The 20,885-nt window shown below is 66.4% G+C and carries 15 protein-coding genes; 9 read left to right on the top strand and 6 right to left on the bottom strand.

Going from position 1 to position 20,885, the window contains the following annotated elements:
* The first annotated feature begins 14 nt into the window (after positions 1-14).
* The 3 genes from EC86_RS0101220 to EC86_RS0101210 all read left to right on the top strand — a co-directional run bounded on the left by EC86_RS0101220 (position 15) and on the right by EC86_RS0101210 (position 2,559).
* Positions 15-704 carry a protein-L-isoaspartate O-methyltransferase family protein gene (locus tag EC86_RS0101220; RefSeq protein ID WP_029523894.1) on the top strand — a complete coding sequence of 230 codons (690 nt, stop codon included), beginning with the start codon at positions 15-17 and terminating at the stop codon, positions 702-704.
* Between the two features lie 29 nt (positions 705-733).
* The gene (locus EC86_RS0101215; protein ID WP_029523893.1) at positions 734-1,099 is read left to right on the top strand and encodes a rhodanese-like domain-containing protein; all 366 of its coding nucleotides are present in this window, start codon (positions 734-736) and stop codon (positions 1,097-1,099) included.
* 104 nt (positions 1,100-1,203) lie between these two features.
* The gene (locus EC86_RS0101210; RefSeq protein ID WP_029523892.1) at positions 1,204-2,559 is read left to right on the top strand and encodes a TolC family outer membrane protein; all 1,356 of its coding nucleotides are present in this window, start codon (positions 1,204-1,206) and stop codon (positions 2,557-2,559) included.
* 44 nt (positions 2,560-2,603) lie between these two features.
* Here EC86_RS0101210 and EC86_RS0101205 read toward each other — a convergent pair whose 3' ends face one another.
* From EC86_RS0101205 to glgC, 6 genes are all read right to left on the bottom strand, one after another.
* Complete coding sequence (locus tag EC86_RS0101205; protein ID WP_051675660.1) at positions 2,604-2,987, bottom strand: sll1863 family stress response protein; 384 nt, start codon at positions 2,985-2,987, stop codon at positions 2,604-2,606.
* Between the two features lie 96 nt (positions 2,988-3,083).
* On the bottom strand, positions 3,084-4,421 hold the full coding sequence (locus EC86_RS0101200; RefSeq protein ID WP_029523890.1) for a 3-deoxy-D-manno-octulosonic acid transferase: 1,338 nt from the start codon (positions 4,419-4,421) through the stop codon (positions 3,084-3,086).
* The gene (gene waaC, locus EC86_RS25780; RefSeq protein WP_051675659.1) at positions 4,418-5,491 is read right to left on the bottom strand and encodes a lipopolysaccharide heptosyltransferase I; all 1,074 of its coding nucleotides are present in this window, start codon (positions 5,489-5,491) and stop codon (positions 4,418-4,420) included. Before waaC ends, EC86_RS0101200 begins: the two co-directional genes overlap by 4 nt.
* A 114-nt stretch (positions 5,492-5,605) precedes the next feature.
* The gene (locus EC86_RS0101190) at positions 5,606-7,078 is read right to left on the bottom strand and encodes a phosphomannomutase/phosphoglucomutase (protein WP_029523888.1); all 1,473 of its coding nucleotides are present in this window, start codon (positions 7,076-7,078) and stop codon (positions 5,606-5,608) included.
* 88 nt (positions 7,079-7,166) lie between these two features.
* Positions 7,167-8,633 (bottom strand): glycogen synthase GlgA, encoded by a 1,467-nt coding sequence (glgA, locus tag EC86_RS0101185; RefSeq protein WP_029523887.1) that lies wholly within the window; start codon positions 8,631-8,633, stop codon positions 7,167-7,169.
* Positions 8,630-9,898: a glucose-1-phosphate adenylyltransferase gene (gene glgC / locus EC86_RS0101180; protein ID WP_029523886.1), complete on the bottom strand. Its 1,269-nt coding sequence runs from the start codon at positions 9,896-9,898 to the stop codon at positions 8,630-8,632. Before glgC ends, glgA begins: the two co-directional genes overlap by 4 nt.
* A 150-nt stretch (positions 9,899-10,048) precedes the next feature.
* Between glgC and EC86_RS0101175 the strand changes: the two genes are divergently transcribed.
* The 6 genes from EC86_RS0101175 (at position 10,049) to EC86_RS0101145 (ending at position 20,877) form a co-directional block, all read left to right on the top strand.
* Positions 10,049-12,538: a glycogen/starch/alpha-glucan phosphorylase gene (locus tag EC86_RS0101175; protein ID WP_408633858.1), complete on the top strand. Its 2,490-nt coding sequence runs from the start codon at positions 10,049-10,051 to the stop codon at positions 12,536-12,538.
* An 80-nt stretch (positions 12,539-12,618) separates the two neighbouring features.
* Entirely contained in the window at positions 12,619-14,808 is a 2,190-nt protein-coding gene (glgB, locus tag EC86_RS0101170) for a 1,4-alpha-glucan branching protein GlgB (protein ID WP_029523884.1), read from the top strand.
* A complete protein-coding gene (gene glgX / locus EC86_RS0101165) occupies positions 14,805-16,925 on the top strand; it encodes a glycogen debranching protein GlgX (protein ID WP_029523883.1) in 2,121 nt (706 codons plus the stop codon). Before glgB ends, glgX begins: the two co-directional genes overlap by 4 nt.
* Before the next feature lie 189 nt (positions 16,926-17,114).
* Positions 17,115-18,614 carry a 4-alpha-glucanotransferase gene (gene malQ / locus EC86_RS0101155; RefSeq protein WP_029523882.1) on the top strand — a complete coding sequence of 500 codons (1,500 nt, stop codon included), beginning with the start codon at positions 17,115-17,117 and terminating at the stop codon, positions 18,612-18,614.
* A gap of 83 nt (positions 18,615-18,697) precedes the next feature.
* Positions 18,698-20,239 carry a DNA-3-methyladenine glycosylase 2 family protein gene (locus EC86_RS0101150; protein ID WP_029523881.1) on the top strand — a complete coding sequence of 514 codons (1,542 nt, stop codon included), beginning with the start codon at positions 18,698-18,700 and terminating at the stop codon, positions 20,237-20,239.
* A 113-nt stretch (positions 20,240-20,352) separates the two neighbouring features.
* A complete protein-coding gene (locus EC86_RS0101145) occupies positions 20,353-20,877 on the top strand; it encodes a methylated-DNA--[protein]-cysteine S-methyltransferase (RefSeq protein ID WP_029523880.1) in 525 nt (174 codons plus the stop codon).
* Positions 20,878-20,885 lie beyond the last annotated feature (8 nt).

Here is a 20,885-nt window from a genome sequence, read left to right as displayed (position 1 = left end):
ACAACAGGTCCGCCATGAACTACGAACAAGCCCGCTTCAACATGATCGAGCAGCAAATCCGCCCCTGGGAAGTGCTCGACAGCCAGATCCTTTCCCTGCTCGCACTGGTCCGCCGGGAGGACTTCGTGCCGCCGGCCTGCAAGGCGCTGGCCTTCGTGGACATGGAAATCCCGCTGCCGCCGCAGCACAACCCCGGCCAGTGCATGCTGGAGCCCAAGGTCGAAGCCCGGCTGCTGCAGGACCTGGCCGTGCAAAAGCATGAAAAGGTGCTGGAAATCGGCACCGGCTCCGGTTACATGGCCGCGCTGCTCGCGCACCGCGCGCAGCAGGTCATCACCCTGGAGATCGAACCGGCGCTGGTGGACATGGCGCGCCGCAACCTGCAAAAAGCCGGCATCTACAACGCCGAAGTGCGCCTGGCCGACGGCGCGGCCAACCTGGCCGAAGCCGTGTCCGAGAACGGCGCGCTGCGCGGCCCGTTCGACGTGATCTTGCTGAGCGGTTCGGTGGCCGAAGTGCCGCCCGCGCTGCTTGAGCTGCTCAAGGTCGGCGGCCGTCTCAGCGCCATCGTCGGCTACGAGCCGATAATGCGCGCCACGCTCATCACCCGCGTCGGCAAGGAATCGTTTCGCACCATGCAGGCCTGGGACACGGTCGCGCCCCGGCTGCTCAACTTCCCCGAGCCGTCGAAATTCACGTTCTGACTGCCTGAACCCACCGCAAGGCCAGCCGAATGATTTCTCAACTCAATCCCTCCGACTTTGCCGCCTGGCGCGACCGTGTCGCAGCCGGCTTGGCGCCAACCGTCCTGCCAGTGGTACTCGATGTGCGCGAACCCTGGGAAGTGCAAACCGCATCGGTCCGGGAAGACGGCTTCAGCCTGCTGGCCCTGCCCATGCGCGAGGTGCCAAGCCGCCTGGCCGAACTGAAGGACATGCTCGGCACCGACCATCCGATTGCCTGCCTGTGCCACCACGGCATGCGCAGCCTGCAGGTGGCCAACTACCTGGCGCAAGGCGGTTTTGCCGAAGTCGTCAACCTGCAGGGCGGCATCGACGCCTGGACGCAACAGGTCGATCCGTCGGTTCCCCGCTATTAAGCGGCCGTGGTCCGCAGCGGTACACCCGCCCGGACTGCCTCGCGTGCGTTGGCCAGGCGCAGGCCGGTTTATTTTTGATTCATTCAACTTCAAGCAAGACTTTTATGAACCTGCTCCACAAACTGTCGGCCCCCCGCCTGTCGATGCTGCCCGCTTCGGTCGCATTCGCGCTGGCCAGCCTGGCGCCACTGGCGCAGGCGCAGACCCTGGTCGAGTTGTATGAATCAGCGCGCGCCTTCGACGCCACCTACCAGTCGGCCAAGCTGCAATACGACGCCAACCTGGCGCGCGCCGACCAGGCCCGGGCCGGCATATTGCCGACCGCCGGCCTGTCGGCGGGCGCCTCGCGCGTCAACGTGGACAGCACCACGTCCCCGGCGGGCGGCGGCACCAGCTTCAACACCCAGAACGCCACGCTGAGCGCCAGCCAGCCCCTGTACCGGCCGGGCAACTGGGCCAATTACGAGCAGGGTTTCCGGCAGGTCGATCTGGCCCGCGCCCAGCTGGAATCGGCATCGCAGGACCTGATCGTTCGCACCAGCCAGGCTTATTTTGACGTGCTGGCCGCGCAGGACACGCTGGCCTTCGTGCGGGCGCAAAAGGAAGCGGTGAACGAGCAACTCGCCTTTGCCAAGCGCAATTTCGAGGTCGGCACCTCGACCATCACCGACACCCGCGAAGCCCAGGCGCGCTTTGACCTGGTGGGCGCCCAGGAAATCGCCGCCGAAAACGACCTGCGCGTGCGCAAGATAGCGCTCGACCAGCTGGTCGGCATCACCGAATCGCAGCCCCGGCCGCTGGCGCTTCCCGTGAACCTTCCCGACGTGGTGCCGGCTGAAGTCAACACCTGGGTCAGCCAGTCCGAACAGGTCAACCCCGCGATTCGCCAGGCCCGCAGCAATGCCGAGATCGCCGACCTGGAAGTCAAAAAAGCCGAAGCCGGCCACAAGCCCACGCTGGACGCGACCGCCAGCTACAACGTCACCAAAAACCCGTCGAACACCGCGCAAGCCGGCATTTCCTCACGCGCCAACACCGGCAGCGTCGGCCTGCTGCTCAACGTGCCGCTGTTCGCCGGTTTCTCGACGCAAAACCGCATCCGCGAAACGCTGGCGCTGCGCGACAAGGCGCTGAGCGACCTGGAAGGCGCGCGCCGCAGCGTGTCGCAAAACGTGCGCACCGCATTCTTCGGCGTGCAGTCGGGCCAGGGCCAGGTGCGCGCGCTGGAGGCCGCCGAGCTGTCCAGCCAGAGCGCGCTGGACGCCAACCGCCTGGGCTACCAGGTCGGCGTGCGCATCAACATCGATGTGCTCAATGCGCAAAGCCAGCTGTTCCAGACCAAGCGCGACCTGGCGCAGGCGCGCTACAACGTGCTGCTTGGCGGGCTGCGGCTGCGCCAGGCCAGCGGAACGCTGACGCCCGAGGATTTGCAGCAGGTCAACGGGCTGCTGGCGCGCTGATTTGGTGACGGGCAGAGGTCCGCTCTGTACGCGTTTTCACACGGCTACTTGAGTTGAGACTTGAAGTAGTTGTAGGAATGGGCAACGGCGTCGCGGATTTTTTCCATCTCGGCGACCATGGCGTCCCATTTCTCTTCCCCGGAAGCCTTGAGTTCTTCTAACTTGCCTTTGGCCAGCCTGGATTGCTGGCGCAACTTGGCAATTTCTTCCTTGTACTTTGCGCGCGCGTCTTCCTTAGCTTCTTTCGCCTTGGCTTCCAGCTGGTCCATCTTGGCGTCAAGCTCGTCGAGCTGAAGTTTCATTTTTGCGATGTATTCTTCTCTTTTTGTCATGGTAATGTTCCTTGCCGGTTTTAAAAATGGCTCGTGGGCGGCTTGGACAATGGCCACCTTAGCCAGCGCAAGCGCAATGCCCTTGATGCTTGTCAAGACAGATGTAAATCGCGAGATTCCGGCAGGCGCCGGTTCGGCCACGCGCTCTGGGACGACGCCTGTGCGCCTGGCCATGCCGGACCACTGGGCAGGCTACAGATAGCTGCGCAACGCCTGCACGGTCCGCGCCGTCGCCCCCCGGTTGCGCGCCGCAAATGCCAGTCCGGCCGCCGCCGCTTGCGCCCGCGCGGCCGAATCTTGCAGCAGCGCCAGCCCGGCCTGCACCGCCTCGGCCATGTCCGCCACGCGCAGCGCCGCGCCCTCGGCCTCGGCCAGCGCCGCCGCTTCGGTGAAATTGAAGGTGTGCGGCCCCATCACCACCGGGCAGCCGCAGGCGGCGGCTTCGATCAGGTTTTGTCCGCCCAGCGGCGCAAAGCTGCCGCCCAGCAGCGCCGCGTCGCCCAGGCCGTAGTACAGCGCCATCTCGCCCAGCGAATCGCCGAGCCAGACATCTGCGTTCATCGCCTCCATGTTGTCGGCGGGGCTGCCGGTCCAGTGCGAGCGGCGAGACACGCGCAGGCCGTGCTGCGCGGCGAGCACGGCCACTTCGTCGAAACGCTGCGGGTGGCGCGGAACGATCAGGGCCTTGAAACCGGCGGCCGGCTTGATTGCTACTGAATTCATAGCTGCTTGCGCAGGCGAGGCGTGCGGAAAAGCCTTTATTTGCTTAAGAAACTGGTCTTCCTCGCCTTCCCGCGAGCTGGCGAACACCAGCACCGGCTGCGCCAGCGACTGGCGCCAGGCCTGCCCTTTTGCCAGCTGGGCGGCGTCCGGCGTCGCGTCGAACTTCAGGTTGCCGAACACGCCGGCGACCGGCGCGCCCAACTGGCGAAAGCGCCCGGCGTCGCGTTCGGTTTGCGCGTACACGGCCGACAGCGCGCCATAGGCCGGCAGCGACAAGGGCGCCAGGCCTTGCGCCTGCTTGAGCGACTTTTCCGACAGCCGGCCATTGACCAGTACCAGCGGCATGCGGCGCGCCTTGGCCTGGGCAACGAGATTGGGCCAGATTTCGGTTTCCATCAGCAGGCCCAGGCGCGGCTTGAAGTGGCTGAAGAAGCGCTTCACCGCTAGCGGGCTGTCCCACGGCTGCCAGACCTGAATGTCGCCGGGCCGGCCGATGGACTTGAGCAGCGCCCGCCCCTCTTCGCGGCCGGTGGCGGTGCCGTGCGTGAGCAGCAGCCGCAGCGCCGGATACTGCGCGCGCAGCGCCTTGAGCAGCATGGCGGCGGTGCGGGTTTCGCCCAGCGACACGGCATGCACCCAGACCAGTTCCGCTTGCGTTTCAGGCGGCTGGCTGTAGTGGCCGAAGCGTTCGCCCACGGCTTCGAGGTAGCCCGGTTCGTGCCGCCCGCGCCGCGCCAGCTTGCGCCGCAGCAGCGGCTGTCCGAGCGTCATGAGCGACGAATACAGCGCGCGCGCCCAGCCGCTCATTCGCCGTCAGCCCCGGACGCCGACCATTCCAGGGCGTCCGAAGTCTGCTCCGGTGCCTGCTGCACGGTTTCCAGGCAACCGAGCCAGGCGCACCAGACATCATCCACGCCGGGCGCGGGCGCGCCGTACACGCTGACCTGCCGACCGCTGGCCGCGTCGGGGCCGGTGCGCCAGGCGGTGTCGAAGTTGTAGAGCTGCACATGCGGCAGGTCGAGCGCCACGGCGATGTGGCTGACGCCGCTGTCCACGCCGATGACACCGGCGCACTGGGCCAGCTCGTGCGTCAGCGCATCGAGCGGCAGCAGCGGCCAGACGACGGCATGGCCGGGCGCGCTTTCATTCAGCGCGCTGGCAATCGACTGGCTTTTGCGCTTCTCGTTTTCATTGCCATGGGGCAGCACGACCTGGTAGCCGGCGGCATTCAGGCGATGGCCCAGTGCGGTCCAGTGCGCCAGCGGCCATTCCTTGTCGGCGCGCGACGTGCCATGCACGAAAGCCACCCTGTTTGCTATTTTTTCAGGAGCTGTTGGCGCCCGTGCTGTGTGCGCAAAATGCCTTTTCAGCCCAAAGTCCGGGCTTGGCGCGAGGGAATAGCCCAGCGCCCGGGCCGCCAGTTCGCGCGAGCGCTGCACGGCGTGGATGTGCGGATTGACGCGTATCGCTACGTCGGCCACCCAGCGCGTGGGCGCTTCGTAGCCCGAGCCGTCGGTCTGGTTGGCCAGCGCGTAACGCTTGCCGCCGGGCGCCAGCCGCGCCAGCCGCGCCACCACGGCCGATTTGGTCAGACCCTGCAGGTCGATGACCGCGTCGTAGTCGGTCTGGCGCAGGTCGGCCTTGAAGGCGTTCCACTGCTGGCGCGTGACGGCGGACAGCGGCGACTTGCGCCAGCGCCGGATTTCGCAGGGAATGACGCGCTGCAGCCCGGTGCTCAGCGCCAGGATGGGCGCAAACGATTTTTCGACCACCCAGTCAATCTGCGCGCCAGGCAAGGCCGCGAGGATGTCCTGCACCACCGGCAGGGCATGCACCACATCGCCTAGCGAGGACAACTTGACAAGGAGGATTTTCACGCGGGATGATTTACTGGCGCGGTACAGCCCATCACTGTCATTCCCGCGAAGGCGGGAATCCAGTGCGGCGCATGGGGATGGATTCCCGCCTTTGCGGGAATGACGGAAAGTGGCTCAATGCGCAGGCGCGGCAAACACCGCATCGGGTTTCACGCTGCGAAGCAGCACCAGCATGTCGGCCTGGATGCGGTCCAGCGCCGCCTGCGTCTGGCCTTCAAAGCGCAGCACCAGCACCGGCGTGGTGTTGGACGCGCGAATCAGGCCAAAGCCGTCGGGCCAGTCCACGCGCACGCCGTCGATGGTCGAGATTTTGGCCGGCGCGTCGAACAGAGCCCCTACGCTCCCCGCTTCGCGTGGTTCGCTGCCCCCCGAGGGGGCTGTGCTTGCTTGGGGCGGCCCGGCGCTGCGCACGGCCTCATTGGCCATGCCCACCATTTTTGCCACCAAGGTGTGCTGCTCGCCTTCGGCGCAGGGCACGTTGATCTCGGGCGTGCTGAAGCTGGTCGGCAGGCTGTTGAGCAGCACGCCGGCGTCTGGCGCCTTGCTGACGATTTCGAGCAGCCGGCAGCCGGCGTAGGTGCCGTCGTCGAAGCCGAACCAGCGCTCCTTGAAGAAGATGTGGCCGCTCATCTCGCCGCCCAGCGGGGAATCGACTTCCTTCATCTTGGCCTTGATCAGCGAATGGCCGGTCTTGTACATCAGCGGCACGCCGCCGGCGGCCTCGATGTCGGGCGCCAGGCGCTGCGAGCATTTCACGTCATAGACGACGGTGCCGCCGGGCACGCGGCTCAGCACGTCACGCGCGAACAGCATCATCTGGCGGTCGGGGTAGATGTTCTGACCGTCCTTGGTGACAATGCCCAGGCGGTCGCCGTCGCCGTCGAAGGCCAGGCCGAGCTCGGCGTCGCCGGACTGCAGCGCCTTGATCAGGTCCTGCAGGTTCTCGGGCTTGCTCGGGTCGGGATGGTGGTTGGGAAAGTTGCCGTCGACCTCGCTGAACAGTTCGGTCACCTCGCAGCCGATGGCGCGGAAGATATCGGGCGCCGTCGCGCCGGCAATGCCGTTGCCGCAATCGACGACGACCTTCATCGGCCGCGCCAGCTTGATGTCGGAGACGATGCGCGCCTGGTAGGCGTCGGTGACATCGACAGGGCGCACGCTGCCGCCGTCTTTCAGCGCCCAGGTTTCGCCTTCCATCATGGCGCGGATCGCCTGGATGTCGTCGCCGTAGATGGCGCGCCCGGCCATGACCATCTTGAAGCCGTTGTAGTCCTTGGGGTTGTGGCTGCCGGTGACCTGGATGCCGCTGTTGCACAGCGTGTTGGCGGCAAAGTACAGCATCGGCGTGGTGACCATGCCGACATCGATCACCTCGATGCCGACGGCGGTCAAGCCGCGCACCAGTGCCGCGCTGAGCGACGGGCCGCTGAGCCGGCCGTCGCGCCCGACCGCCACCGCCGTCTCGCCCTGCGCCAGCGCCAGGGTGCCAAAGGCCTTGCCGATGGCCTCGGCAACCGCTTCGGTCACCGTGCTGGGGACGACGCCCCGGATGTCATAGGCCTTGAAGATCGAAGCGGCTACTTGCATGGTGGGGCTCTTTTTAAAGTGGATGATGGCGCTACAGGCCGGAGTGCAGGAAAGAAAAAAACAATGCGTGGAAATTTTATACAGCGCCTCAAGCTGGCGCACTGGCGCCCTGGTACAGCGCCATGTACTGCGCGGCGGCCGCGTCCCATGAGAAATTTTGCGCCATGCCGCGCAGCATCATCTGGCGCCAGAGCGCCGGCTGTGCGTAGGCGCTGACCGCCTGAAGCAGCGCCTGCGCCAGGGCGGCGGGCGTGGCCGGGCCGAAACTGAAACCGGTGGCCGAGTCGTTCAGCACCGTGGCCCGCGTGGCGCCGACCACCGTGTCGGCCAGGCCGCCAACCTGCCGCACCACCGGCACCGTGCCATAGCGCAGCGCATACAGCTGGGTCAGGCCGCAGGGCTCGAAGCGCGACGGCACGAGCATGGCGTCGGCGCCGGCCATCATGCGGTGCGCCAGCGCCTCGTCATAGACCAGCCGCACCGCGACACGGCCCGGATGCATGGCCGCCGCCTGGGCAAAGGCGGCTTCGAGCGCCGGGTCGCCATTGCCCTGAACGGCCAGCTGGGGGCCGCCCGCCGCCGGAAAATCGAGCAGCGCGGGCAAGGCGCCCAGCAACAGGTGCAGGCCCTTTTGCGACGTCAGCCGGCTGACGACGGCGAACAGCGGCGCGCCGGCATCGACGTTCAAGCCGAGTTCGCGCTGCAGCGCCGCCTTGCACAGCGCCTTGCCGTCCAGCCGGCCGGCCGAATACGGCGCGGCGGTCAAGGTGTCGGTGGCCGGGTTCCAGACCTTGCCATCGACCCCGTTCAGGATGCCGGACACGTCCGCGCCCCGGGCGCGAATCACGCCGTCCAGGCCGCAGCCAAAGGCGTCGGTGGCGATTTCGTGCGCATAGGTCGGGCTGACCGTGGTGATGCGCCGGGCATATTTCAGGCCGGCTTTCATGAAGGACAGCTGGCCATGGAATTCGAGTCCGACCGGCACCATCAGGCGCGACGGCAGGCCGAGCAGGTGAAAGTCGCCTTCGTCGAACAGGCCCTGATAGGCCAGGTTGTGAATCGTGAAGACCGTGGCCGCGCGGGTGGCCGGATGGCAGGCGGCATAGGCGCACGCCATAGCGGCATGCCAGTCGTGGGCATGCAGCACATCGGGCGTCCAGCCGGGGTCAAGTTCGCCGGCGGCCAGGTGCGCGGCCACCCAGCCCAGCAGGCCAAAGCGCTGCAGGTTGTCCGGCCACTCGCTGCCGTCGGGCGCCAGGTAGGGGTTGCCCGGCCGCTGGTAAAGATAAGGCGCGTCGATGACATAGGCGGCGACGCCGTTGTGTGCCAGCCGGCCCAGGCGCAGGGTGACGCGGCCGGCGCCAAACATGGCGCCCAGTTCGCAGACCGGCTGCTGGCCGGACACGCCCGCCAGAATGGCCGGCAGGCCGGGCAGCACCAGCCGGACATCGGCGCCCTGTGCCATCAGGGCCTCGGGCAGTGCGCCGACCACATCGGCCAGGCCGCCGGTCTTGATGAGCGGAAACACCTCGGCGGCGGCATGCAGGACTTTCATGCGGCAATCTTCTCCAGCATGCTCCGGGTCACCAGCGTGATGCCGTTCGGGCTGCGATGAAAGCGCTGGCTGTCGAGTTCGGCGTCCTCGCCGATCACCATGCCGTCAGGGATGCTGCAGCCCCGGTCCACCACCACGCGGTTCAGGCTGGCGCCGCGCCCGACCTGAACGCCGGGCAGCAGCACGGCCCAGTTGACCTTGGCATGCGAATGCACGCGCACGCTGGAAAACAGCACCGAGCGGAACACATAGCCCGACACGATGCAGCCGCCCGATACGGTGGACTCGATCGCCATGCCGCGCCGGTCTTCCTGGTTGTGCACGAACTTGGCCGGCGGCAGCTGCGCCTGGTAGGTCCAGATCGGCCAGTGCTGGTCGTACAGGTTGAGTTCGGGGTCGGTCGCGGTCAGGTCGATGTTCGCCTCCCAGTAGGCGTCGATGGTTCCGACATCGCGCCAGTAGGGCTCGGCCACGTCGCTGGACGGCACACAACTGAGCGCGAACGGGTGCGCCGCGACTTCGCCGTTTTTCACCGCGCGCGGAATGATGTCCTTGCCGAAGTCGTGGCTCGAATCGGGGTCGTTAATGTCGCGCGCCAGTTCCTTGTAAAGGTATTCGGCGTTGAAGATGTAAATGCCCATGCTGGCCAGCGCCATGTCGGGGCGGCCCGGCATGGGCGGCGGGTCGGCGGGTTTTTCGAGGAATTCGGTCACCATGCTTTGCGCATCGACCGCCATCACGCCGAAGGCGGTGGCTTCCATGCGCGGCACGGCGATGCAGCCGACGGTGCAGTCGCGGCCCTTGGCCACGTGGTCGGCCAGCATCAGCGCGTAGTTCATCTTGTAGATGTGGTCGCCGGCCAGCACCACGATGTAGTCGGCGCCGTAGCTTTCCAGGATGTCGTAGTTCTGGTGTACCGCGTCGGCCGTTCCCCGGTACCAGCTTTCGTCGCCGCTGCGCTGCTGCGCGGGCAGCAGATCGACGAACTCGTTCATCTCGGTTTTCAGGAAGGCCCAGCCGCGCTGCAGGTGGCGCAGCAGGCTGTGCGACTTGTACTGTGTGATGACGCCGATGCGCCGTATGCCCGAATTGAGGCAGTTCGACAGCGCAAAGTCAACGATGCGGAACTTGCCGCCGAAATACACCGCCGGCTTGGCCCGGCTGTCGGTCAGGTTCATCAGGCGGCTGCCGCGTCCGCCGGCCAGTACCAGGGCAATCGCCCGTTTCGGCAAATCAAGGCTTTGCGCAAGTTCGTTCGGTTTCATTGTTTCCTGCCATGAGGGTGATGAAGGGCGCCACCATCTTAATACCGCAAACGGCGCCTTTGAGCAGATGCCACCGGTGGCGTTACCGCCGGTCGGTTCAAGGGCTGCCTGCGTCTTTTTTCGCATGCGAGAATCAGCAAAATATGGCAGATGGCCCGCTCCTTGCTGGTAGCCCTGACTGTCTGCTGCACCTCTAAGGATACCGCCGTGAACTCAAGCCCCCCCATCGCCAGGCATGCCCTGGCGGCGCAAATCGAAGCGCATTTGCTGTGTACCGTCGGCGTGGCCTCCGAGGACGCCACGCCCACCGACCTGATGCAGGCCGTCGCCCAGGTGGCGCGCGAGCAGCTGTCGCAGCGCTGGGTTGAAACCCAGGCGCTGCAACGCGCGGCCAAGGCGCGCCGGGTGGTCTACCTGTCGATGGAATTCCTGATGGGCCGCACGCTGTCGAACGCGCTGGCCGCGCTTAACCTGACCAGCGGCGCGGCGCAGGGCTTGATCCTGCATGCCCAGACCCTGGAAGACGTGGCTGACCGCGAGGCCGACGCCGCCCTGGGCAACGGCGGCCTGGGCCGGCTGGCGGCATGCTTTCTCGACTCGATGGCGACGCTCGGCCTGCCCTCGTTCGGCTACGGCATCCGCTATGAATACGGCATGTTCGCGCAGGAAATCCAGGATGGCTCGCAGGTCGAATACCCCGACCCGTGGCTGCAGGACGGCACGCCGTGGGAATTTCCGCGCGCCGGCATCAGCTACCCGGTGCGTTTTGGCGGCTGGGTCGAGCACCTGAACGGTACGCCCGTCTGGCGCCACGCAGGCGAAGTCGCCGCCAAGGCCTACGACATGGTGGTGCCCGGCCATGGCACGCCGCTGGTCAGCACGCTGCGCCTGTGGAAAGCCGTGGCGCCCGCGCACATCGACCTGAGCGCCTTCAACACCGGCGACTATGCCCGGGCGGCGACGGCCAAGAACGAGTTCGAGAACATCTCCTGGGTGCTCTACCCCAACGACAGCACGCCGGCCGGACGCGAGTTGCGACTGAAACAAGAGTATTTTTTTGTTGCCGCGTCGATACAGGATTTGGTGAAACGCCACCTGGACGAGCACCCGACCCTTGGCAACCTGGCCGAACAGGTCGCGATTCACCTGAACGACACCCATCCGGCCATCGGCGTGGCCGAGCTGATGCGTCTGCTGTGCGACGAACACCAGATGCCGTGGGCTGACGCCTGGGCGCTGTGCGGCAAGACCTTCTCGTACACCAACCACACCCTGATGCCCGAGGCGCTGGAAACCTGGCCGGTCGCCTTGATACAGCATGTGCTGCCGCGCCACCTGGAAATCATTTTCCGCATCAACAAGGAATTCCTGGAAATGGCCGCGCGCCACCGGCCGGGCGACAACGCATTTTTGGCGCGGCTGTCGCTGATCGACGAACACGGCGAGCGCCGCGTGCGCATGGCCCATCTGTCGGTGGTCGGCAGCCACAAGGTCAACGGCGTGTCGGCGCTGCATTCGGATTTGCTGGTGCAGACCATCTTTGCCGACTTCGCCGACCTGTGGCCCGAGCGCTTCACCAACATGACCAACGGCGTCACGCCCCGGCGCTGGCTGGCGCAGGCCAACCCGCAACTGGCCGGTCTGCTCGACGACACGCTGGGCCGGCGCTGGCGGCTGGACCTGGACCAGCTCAAGCGGCTGGACGAATACCGGGGCGACGCCGAGTTCCAGGGCCAGTTCATGGCGATCAAGCGCGCCAACAAGGCGCGGCTGGCGGCTTATATCGAAAAGACGACGGGCGTCACGGTCAGCCCCGACAGTCTGTTCGACGTGCAGGTCAAGCGCATCCATGAGTACAAGCGCCAATTGCTCAACCTGCTGCATGTGGTGACGCGCTACCAGGCGATATTGGCGAACCCCGGCGCCGACTGGGTGCCGCGCACCGTCATCTTTGCCGGCAAGGCGGCATCGAGCTACCACACGGCCAAGTCCATCATCCGGCTGATCCACGATGTCGGCAGCGTCATCAACCAGGACAAGCGCATCGGCGGCAAGCTCAAGCTGGTGTTCGTTCCCAACTACGGCGTGTCGGTGGCCGAGGTCATCATGCCGGGCGCCGACCTGTCCGAGCAGATTTCCACCGCCGGCACCGAAGCCTCGGGCACCGGCAACATGAAGCTGGCGCTCAACGGCGCGCTGACCATCGGCACCGACGACGGCGCCAACATCGAGATCCGGCAGAACGTGGGCGACGAGAACATCTTCATCTTCGGCCTGAAAACGCCCGAGGTGCATGCGCTGCGGCAAAGCGGCTACCAGCCGATGCGCTACTACGAGAGCCTGCCGGCACTCAAAAGCGTGCTGGACGCGATTGCCGGCGGCCAGTTCAGCCCGAAGGAGCCGGGGCTCTACCGCGCGCTGGTCGATTCGCTGCTGTGGGGCGGCGACCATTACCTGCTGCTGGCCGATTACGAGGCGTATGTGGCCACACAGTTGCGGGTCGATGCGTTGTACCGCCAGCCGGCGCAGTGGTGCGAGCGGGCCATTGCCAACGTGGCGGGCATGGGCGTGTTCTCGTCCGACCGGACGATAAGGGAATACGCCCGCCAGATCTGGAACATCGAACCCGCCGCGCACTGAGCGCGCTTTTCCCTGCGCGCATCCCTGCGTCATTCCCGCGAAGGCGGGAATGACGGTTTAACCACCCCAAGGACTATTCCATGCTGAACCCGCAAGAGATAGAACTGATTTGCAGCGCCCGCCACGGCGACCCGTTCTCGGTGCTGGGGCCGCATGCGGATGATGGCGGCGTGGCGATCCGCGCTTTTTTGCCGGGCGCCCGGCGGGTGGAGGTGCTCGACGCCGATTCGGGCCACCCCATCGGCACGCTGGAACCGCTGCATCCCGACGGATTTTTCGAAGGCCTGCTGGCGCAGCCGGCCCTGGGGGCCTACTGCCTGCAGGTGCAGTGGGACAACTACCAGACCGCCGTGCTTGAAGACCCCTACCGCTTCGGACCGGTGCTGGGCGACATGGATATCTGGCTGCTCGGCGAAGGCACGCATTTGCGGCCCTATGAAATCCTGGGCGCCAACCAGCGCAGCCTGGACGGCGTGGATGGCACCAGTTTTGCCGTATGGGCGCCCAATGCGGCCCGCGTCAGCGTGGTGGGCGATTTTAATTTCTGGGACGGCCGGCGCCACCCGATGCGCCTGCGGCGCGAGTGCGGCGTCTGGGAAATCTTTTTGCCCGGCGTGGAAATGGGCGCCCGGTACAAGTTTGAAATCCTGGCGGCCGACGGCCAGGTGCTGCCGGCCCGCGCCGACCCGTATGCGCGCCAAGCCGAACTGCGCCCCGCCACGGCCAGCATCGTGGCCGGCATGCCGGCGCGCCAGCCCGCGTCCAGCGCGCGCCAGCAGGCCAACGCGCTGGATGCGCCCCTGAGCATCTACGAAGTCCACCTCGGTTCCTGGCGGCGCATCGACGACCCGGCCAGCGGCCTGCAGCGCTGGCTGACCTGGGACGAGCTGGCCGCGCAGCTGGTGCCTTACGCCCTGGACATGGGCTTTACCCACCTGGAGCTGCTGCCGGTCAGCGAGCATCCGTTCGACGGCTCCTGGGGTTACCAGCCGGTTGGCCTGTACGCGCCGACCTCGCGTTTCGGCGATGCCGAGGGCTTGACGCGCTTTGTTGCAAGCTGCCATGCGGCGGGCCTCGGCGTGCTGCTCGACTGGGTGCCGGCGCACTTTCCGACCGATGCCCACGGGCTGGGCAATTTCGACGGCACGCCGCTGTACGAATACGCCGACCCGCGCGAAGGCTTCCACAACGACTGGAACACGCTGATCTACAACCTGGGCCGCACCGAGGTGCGCAACTTCCTGATCGGCAATGCGCTGTACTGGCTGGAGCGCTTCGGCGTCGACGGCCTGCGCGTCGATGCCGTGGCGTCGATGCTCTACCGCGACTACAGCCGCAAGCCCGGCGAATGGATTCCCAACCAGCACGGCGGACGCGAAAACCTGGAAACCATCGCCTTCCTGAAGCGCATGAACGAGGTGATCGGCATCGAGCGGCCGCAAGCCGTCACCATGGCAGAAGAGTCCACCTCGTTTCCGGCCGTGTCGCGCCCGACTTTTTCCGGTGGCCTGGGCTTTCACTACAAATGGAACATGGGCTGGATGCACGACACCCTGCAGTACATGGCGCGCGACCCGGTGCATCGCCAGCATCACCAGAACGAGATGACCTTTGGCATGGCCTATGCCTTCAGCGAGAACTTCGTGCTGCCGATCTCGCATGACGAAGTGGTGCATGGCAAGGGCTCGCTGCTGGGCAAGATGCCCGGCAACCCCTGGCAGCAGTTCGCCAACGTGCGCGCCTACCTGGGCTTCATGTTCGGCCACCCCGGCAAGAAGCTGCTGTTCATGGGCTGCGAGTTTGCGCAGATGCGTGAATGGAACCATGACCGCAGCCTGGACTGGCACCTGCTGGACGATGAACGGCATGTGGGCGTGCAGCAACTGGTACGCGACCTGAACCAGTTGTACCGGGCCACGCCGGCGCTCTATCAGCTCGACTTCGTTCCCGCCGGTTTTGAATGGATGGACCATCAGGATGCGGCGCATTCGGTGCTCGGCTTCGTGCGGCGCGGCCTGGATGCGCGGCGCTTCCTGCTGGTGGTCTGCAACTTCACCCCCACGGCGCAGACGGCCTACCGCATCGGCGTGCCGCAGCCCGGCGAATACCGCGAGCGGCTCAACACCGACTCGGCGCATTACGGCGGCAGCAACCTGGGAACGCCGCTGGGCGCCGCGACGGCAGAGCCGCTGCCCTGGCACGGCCAGCCGCACTCCATCGTGCTGACGTTGCCGCCGCTGGCGACGGTTTTTCTGGAATGGACAGCATGAACACGATTGACCAACTTTTGCCCGGCAAGCCCTGGCCGCTGGGCGCCCACTGGGACGGCCAGGGCGTGAATTTCGCTGTCTTTTCAGCCCATGCCTCGGCCATCGAGCTGTGCCTGTTCGACGAGGCCGGTACGCTGCAAACGCGCTGCGAACCCCTGCCCGGCCACACCGACGACATCTGGCACGGCTACCTGCCGAATGCCGCGCCGGGCCTGATCTACGGCCTGCGGGCGCAGGGCGACTGGCAACCCGAACACGGCCACTATTTCAATCCGAACAAGCTGCTGCTCGACCCCTATGCCCGCGAAGTGGTGGGCACTTTCGAATGGCGCGATAAAAACTTTCCCTATGTCCACCCCAGCGCGCCGGATACACCGCCCGAGCAGCCGCCCGCCATGGACAGCCGCGACAACGCGCAATGGGCGCTGAAAGCGCGGGTGGTGCAAGAGGACAGCTTCGACTGGTCAGGCGACCAGCCGCCCGGCGTGTCGTTGCCCGACACGGTGCTGTACGAGGCCCACGTCAAGGGCTTTTCCAGGCGCAACCCGGCGGTACCCGAAGCGCTGCGCGGCAGTTATGCCGGCCTGGCCGATCCGGCGTCGCTGGCGCACCTCAAGCGCCTGGGCATCACCAGCATCAGCCTGTTGCCGGTGCATTACGCGCTGGACGAAGAGCGGCTGGCCGGCATGGGCTTGAGCAATTACTGGGGCTACAACTCGCTGGCCTTCTTTGCGCCCAGCGTCCGGCTGGCGTCGCAGCAGGGCGGCGTCAACCCGCACGACGAATTTCGCAGCATGGTCAAGGCGCTGCATGCCGAGGGCCTGGAAGTCATTCTCGACGTGGTGTACAACCACACGGCCGAGGCCGACGGCGGCGGCCCGTCCATCAGCTTTCGCGGCCTGGACAACGCCAGCTACTACCGCCATCCGCCCGAGTCGCCCGCCGCCTTCGAGAACCACAGCGGCTGCGGCAACACGCTGGACATCCGCCAGCCCCGGGTGCTGCAACTGGTGATGGACAGCCTGCGCTACTGGGTCCAAAGCATGCATGTCGATGGTTTCCGCTTCGACCTGGCACCGGTGCTGGGCCGGGGCAGCGAAGGCTTCGAGCGCGATGGCGCGTTTTTCACCGCCGTGGCGCAGGATCCGGTGCTGTCGCGGGTCAAGATGATTGCCGAGCCGTGGGACATCGGCCCCGGCGGCTACCAGGTTGGCGGTTTTGCCAAAGGCTGGCTGGAGTGGAACGACCATTTCCGCGACGGCATGCGCAGCTTCTGGCTGCAGCCGGGCGAGCAGGCCACCTCGCTCGGCGACTTCGCCCGGCGCCTGTGCGGCTCGGCTGATCTGTACCAGGGCAGCGGTCGGGCACCAAGCACCTCGGTGAACTACCTGGTGTCGCACGACGGCTTCACCCTCCTTGATCTGGTCAGCCACAACGAGCGCCACAACGAGGCCAACGGCGAGGACAACCGCGACGGCCACGGCAACAACCTGAGCAACAACTGCGGCGCCGAAGGCCCGACCGACGACGAAAACATCAACGAACTGCGTGGCCGCATGCAGCGCGCCCTGCTGGCCACCACGCTGCTGGCCCAGGGCACGCCGATGCTGTGCGCCGGCGACGAACTCGGCCACAGCCAGCAAGGCAACAACAACCCCTATTGCCAGGACAACGAGATCACCTGGATCGACTGGGCGCAGGCCGACGACGACCTGATCGACTTCACCGCCTGGGTGCTGTCGCTGCGCCGCCAGCTGCTGCCGTTTGGCAACCACTGGTACAGCGGGCTGAGCGACACGCTTGGCCTGCACGACCTGCACTGGCGGCAGGCCAGCGGCGAACCGCTGGAGGACGACGACTGGGGCAATCCGGACCAGCGGCTGCTCGGCTGCCTGATCGGCCAGCCGGGCCGGGCCAAGGCGCCGCTGCTGCTGCTGGTGAACCCGGAGGTTGAAGCCCATGACGTGCTGCTGCCCGCCGGCGTCTGGCAGGCGGTGCTGGACACCAGCCATCCGCGCGGCCTGACGCGCTGGCAGGGACAGGGCGAGGCGCCCTTTGCGCTGGCCGCGCACAGCCTGGTGCTGCTGGTCGCCGCCGGCACCGAGCTGCGTTGCTAGAAAAAATCCCTTTGGACTTCCATCACAGCCTTCAGTGAATCCGCAGACTGACGATTGAATTTGCTACTGAATTCATAGCTGCTTGCGCAGACCCGACGTGCGCAAGCGACCTGTTTGATGCTTGAAAACCGCTTGCTGGCCACGGCGAGCGACGAATGTGCCGCCAGCATTTTTTAAGGGACCACCCCCATGACCTTTCCCCGCGCCAGCGGCGTGCTGCTGCACCCGACTTCCCTGCCCGGCCCGCACGGCTGCGGCGACCTCGGACCGGCCGCCTATCACTTCGTGGACTGGCTGGCCACGGCGAAACAACGGCTCTGGCAGATCCTGCCACTGGGCGGCATCGGCCCCGGCAACTCGCCCTACATGAGCAGTTCGGCGTTTGCCGGCAACCTGCTGCTGATCGACCTGGCCGAGTTGCAGCAGCGCGGCTGGCTGATTGATGCCGACCTGCTGCCGGACGCCGGCTTCAGCGATGCCCGCGTGTACTTCGGCGCCGTCGTGCCCTGGCGCATGGCGCGGCTGCAACAGGCCGCCGCCCGCTTTGCCCGCAGCATCAGCGCCGCCGACCAGGTGGACTACGCGGACTTCTGCCTGCACCACGCCGGCTGGCTGGAGGACTACGCGCTGTTCATGACGCTGGCTGAAATCCACGCTGGGCGCGACTGGTGCGACTGGCCCGCGCCGCTGGCCCGGCGCGACGCACAGGCCTTGCAGCAGGCGGGCAGCGCGCATGCCGAACGCATCGCCTTCTGGAAATTCGGCCAGTGGTGCTTTTACCGGCAATGGAAAAATCTGCGCGCTTACGCCAACGAGCGAGGCGTCAAGATCGTCGGCGACGCACCCATCTTCATCGCCTACCAGAGCGCCGAGGTTTGGGCGCGCCCCGAACTGTTCGAACTCGATGCCGATGGCCGGGCGACGGTCATCGCCGGCGTGCCGCCCGATTTCTTCAGCGCCACCGGCCAGCGATGGGGCAATCCGCTGTACCGCTGGAGCGCCCATGCGGCCGAAGGCCATGCCTGGTGGATCGAGCGCGTGCGGCGCATCTTCGAGCTGGTGGACATTGTTCGCATCGACCATTTCCGGGGCTTTGCCGGCTACTGGGAAATCCCGGCCAGCGAACCCAACGCCATCCGGGGGCGCTGGCTGCCCGGCCCCGGCGCGGCGCTGTTCCAGGCCATCGAAGCGGCGCTCGGCGAGCTGCCCATCATTGCCGAAGACCTGGGCGTCATCACGCCCGACGTGGACGCATTGCGCCATGAATTCAGCCTGCCCGGCATGCGCATCCTGCAGTTCGCCTTTGGTGAGGATGGCGACAACACCAACGCCTACCTGCCGCACAACTACGACAGCAACACCGTCGTCTACACCGGCACCCATGACAACAACACCACGCAAGGCTGGTGGGCCGAGGCCACGCCCGCGCTGCGCCAGCGGGTGCTCGACTACCTGGGCAGCAGCGACGGCCACGACATCCACTGGCAGCTGATCCGCGCCGCCTGCGCCAGCGTCGCCGACACGGCCATCCACCCGCTGCAGGACGTGCTCGGCCTGGGCGCCGAGCACCGCATGAACCTGCCCGGCCAGGGCGAAGGCCACTGGGAATGGCGCTTTGGCTGGGACCAGGTGCAGCCCGCGCATGCCGAACAGCTGGCGCGGTTTGGCGCGCTGTACCGGCGCGAATAACGCGGGTGCGACGCGGAACGGGCCGCGTTTGACAGGTCCGGAAACGGCCAGTAGCCATCCCGTGCGCGCCGTATCATTGGCGCATGACAACGAAAACCGCCCTGCTGGCCGACGACGACTGCTACCTCGCGCTGAAGGCGAAGGACGCGCGCTTTGACGGCCGTTTCTTCACCGGCGTGACGTCCACCGGCATCTATTGCCGGCCGGTGTGCAGCGTCAGGACGCCGCTGCGCAAGAACTGCCGTTTCTTCGGCCATGCGGCGCAGGCCGAAAGCGCCGGTTTCCGCCCCTGCCTGCGCTGCCGGCCCGAGATGGCGCCGCATTCGGTGGCCTGGTCGATCCAGGATGCCTCGTACATCCTGGCGCACCAGGCGGCACGGTTGCTCGATGAGCCCGACAGCTGGACTGATTGCGCACCCTCGGTTGAAAGGCTGGCTGCGCGACTCGGCATCAGCGACCGCCATGTGCGGCGCATTTTCGAGGCGCAGTTCGGCGTCACGCCGCTGCAATACCTGCAGACGCGCCGGCTGCTCATGGCCAAGCAATTGCTGACCGACACCGATATGCCGGTCACGCTAGTCGCCTTGACGAGCGGCTTTGCCAGCGTGCGCCGCTTCAATGCCGCGTTCGCCCAGCACTACCACCTGAACCCGACGCAACTGCGCCGCCAGGGCGCGCGGCCCGCAGGCGACGGCATCACGCTGCGGCTCGGCTACCGGCCGCCTTATGACGTGGCGGCGATGCTGGCGTTCATCGGCAAGCGAAGCATAAACGCTATCGAATTTGTAGCTTCTGATGCAGGCCAGTCGTGCGCAGGAAGGACATTTGGCATCGAATCCGGCGGTAAAACGCATGCCGGCTGGCTGCTGGCCCGGTTTGACGAGGCGCGCTGCCAGCTGGTGCTGCAGGTCAGCGACTCGCTGCTGGGCGTGCTGCCGCTGGTGATCCGCCGGGTACGCGCGATGTTCGACCTGGACGCTGACCCGGCGGCGATCAACAGCGTGCTGCACGCCAGCTTTCCGGGCGGCGATGGCTTGCGGGTGCCCGGCGGGCTCGATGGCTATGAGCTGGCCGTGCGGGCGGTGCTGGGCCAGCAGATAACGGTGGCAGCGGCGCGAACGCTGGCGCAGCGCATGGTGGACCGCTTCGGCGCGCCGATCCAAACCCCGTGGCCGCAACTGACCCGGCTATTTCCGGCGCCCGCCGTGCTGGCCGCCGCCAGTGGCGACGCGCTGGGCCAGCTTGGCATCGTGAAGCAGCGCCAGGCCGCCATTGTCGGCATCGCCCGGGCCGTCGCCGACAAGCGCCTGAAGTTGCACGCTAGCGCCGATGTCAACGCAACGATTGCCCAGCTGAAGGAACTGCCCGGCATCGGCGACTGGACAGCGCAGTACATCGCCATGCGCGCGCTGCGCTGGCCCGACGCATTTCCGTCGGGCGACGTGGCCTTGCAAAAGGCGCTGGGCGTGCAGGCGCTGAAAAATCCGGCCCGGCAGGCCGAACTGGCATCCACTGGCTGGAAACCCTGGCGCAGTTATGCCGTCATACGCGCCTGGAGCGGCCTGCTGGACACCGCGCCGGTCACGCCGCAACCCCTGGAAATGGCGAAATTGCTATTTAAATAATAGCTGCCTGCGCATGACCCGTATGCGCAAACCCCTTAAAACGCTTGAAAAAATCGACCATACCCCCGGATCACAGAGACTTCGACAATCCGGCGACACTTCAGGAGACCACCATGAAATTCACCACCTCCATCGTTCAAACCACCGTTCCCAGCCCGCTCGGCCCCATCGCCATCGCGGCCACCGACAAGGGGCTGGCCGGGCTATGGTTTACTGACAACCAGCGCTATCTGCCAAAAGAACTCACCGGTCCGGCAGCCTGGCCCGAAGACGCCGATCACCCGATACTGAAACAGGCCACCCAGCAACTCGGCGAGTATTTCGCCGGCCGGCGCAGCCGGTTCGAGCTGCCGCTGGACCTGAGTTGCGGCACGGCTTTCCAGCAATCGGTGTGGCAGGCGCTGCTGGCCATTCCCCAGGGCGAAGTCACCAGCTACGGCGAAGTCAGCCGGCGCATCGGCAAGCCGTCGGCGGTGCGCGCCGTGGGCGGCGCCATCGGGCGCAACCCCGTCAGCATCATCGTGCCCTGCCACCGGGTGACGGGCTCAAGCGGCGCGCTGACCGGCTACGCAGGCGGACTGGACCGCAAGACCGCCCTGCTCCGGCTCGAAGGCGCATTGGCCGAGAGCCTGCTTTGAGTGCCCGG

It is taken from the genome of Polaromonas glacialis, from assembly GCF_000709345.1.
Lineage (GTDB): Bacteria > Pseudomonadota > Gammaproteobacteria > Burkholderiales > Burkholderiaceae_C > Polaromonas > Polaromonas glacialis.
This window is presented reverse-complemented; position numbering and strand designations above follow the sequence as displayed.

Excerpts from the sequence above, each read along its gene's own strand:
- EC86_RS0101220 (WP_029523894.1), top strand. The coding sequence starts at position 15 with ATGAACTACGAACAAGCCCGCTTCAACATGATCGAGCAGCAAATCCGC.
- EC86_RS0101215 (WP_029523893.1), top strand. The coding sequence starts at position 734 with ATGATTTCTCAACTCAATCCCTCCGACTTTGCCGCCTGGCGCGACCGT.
- EC86_RS0101210 (WP_029523892.1), top strand. The coding sequence starts at position 1,204 with ATGAACCTGCTCCACAAACTGTCGGCCCCCCGCCTGTCGATGCTGCCC.
- EC86_RS0101200 (WP_029523890.1), bottom strand. The coding sequence starts at position 4,421 with ATGAGCGGCTGGGCGCGCGCGCTGTATTCGTCGCTCATGACGCTCGGA.
- EC86_RS0101190 (WP_029523888.1), bottom strand. The coding sequence starts at position 7,078 with ATGCAAGTAGCCGCTTCGATCTTCAAGGCCTATGACATCCGGGGCGTC.
- glgA (WP_029523887.1), bottom strand. The coding sequence starts at position 8,633 with ATGAAAGTCCTGCATGCCGCCGCCGAGGTGTTTCCGCTCATCAAGACC.
- glgC (WP_029523886.1), bottom strand. The coding sequence starts at position 9,898 with ATGAAACCGAACGAACTTGCGCAAAGCCTTGATTTGCCGAAACGGGCG.
- EC86_RS0101175 (WP_408633858.1), top strand. The coding sequence starts at position 10,049 with ATGGCCCGCTCCTTGCTGGTAGCCCTGACTGTCTGCTGCACCTCTAAG.
- glgB (WP_029523884.1), top strand. The coding sequence starts at position 12,619 with ATGCTGAACCCGCAAGAGATAGAACTGATTTGCAGCGCCCGCCACGGC.
- glgX (WP_029523883.1), top strand. The coding sequence starts at position 14,805 with ATGAACACGATTGACCAACTTTTGCCCGGCAAGCCCTGGCCGCTGGGC.
- malQ (WP_029523882.1), top strand. The coding sequence starts at position 17,115 with ATGACCTTTCCCCGCGCCAGCGGCGTGCTGCTGCACCCGACTTCCCTG.
- EC86_RS0101150 (WP_029523881.1), top strand. The coding sequence starts at position 18,698 with ATGACAACGAAAACCGCCCTGCTGGCCGACGACGACTGCTACCTCGCG.
- EC86_RS0101145 (WP_029523880.1), top strand. The coding sequence starts at position 20,353 with ATGAAATTCACCACCTCCATCGTTCAAACCACCGTTCCCAGCCCGCTC.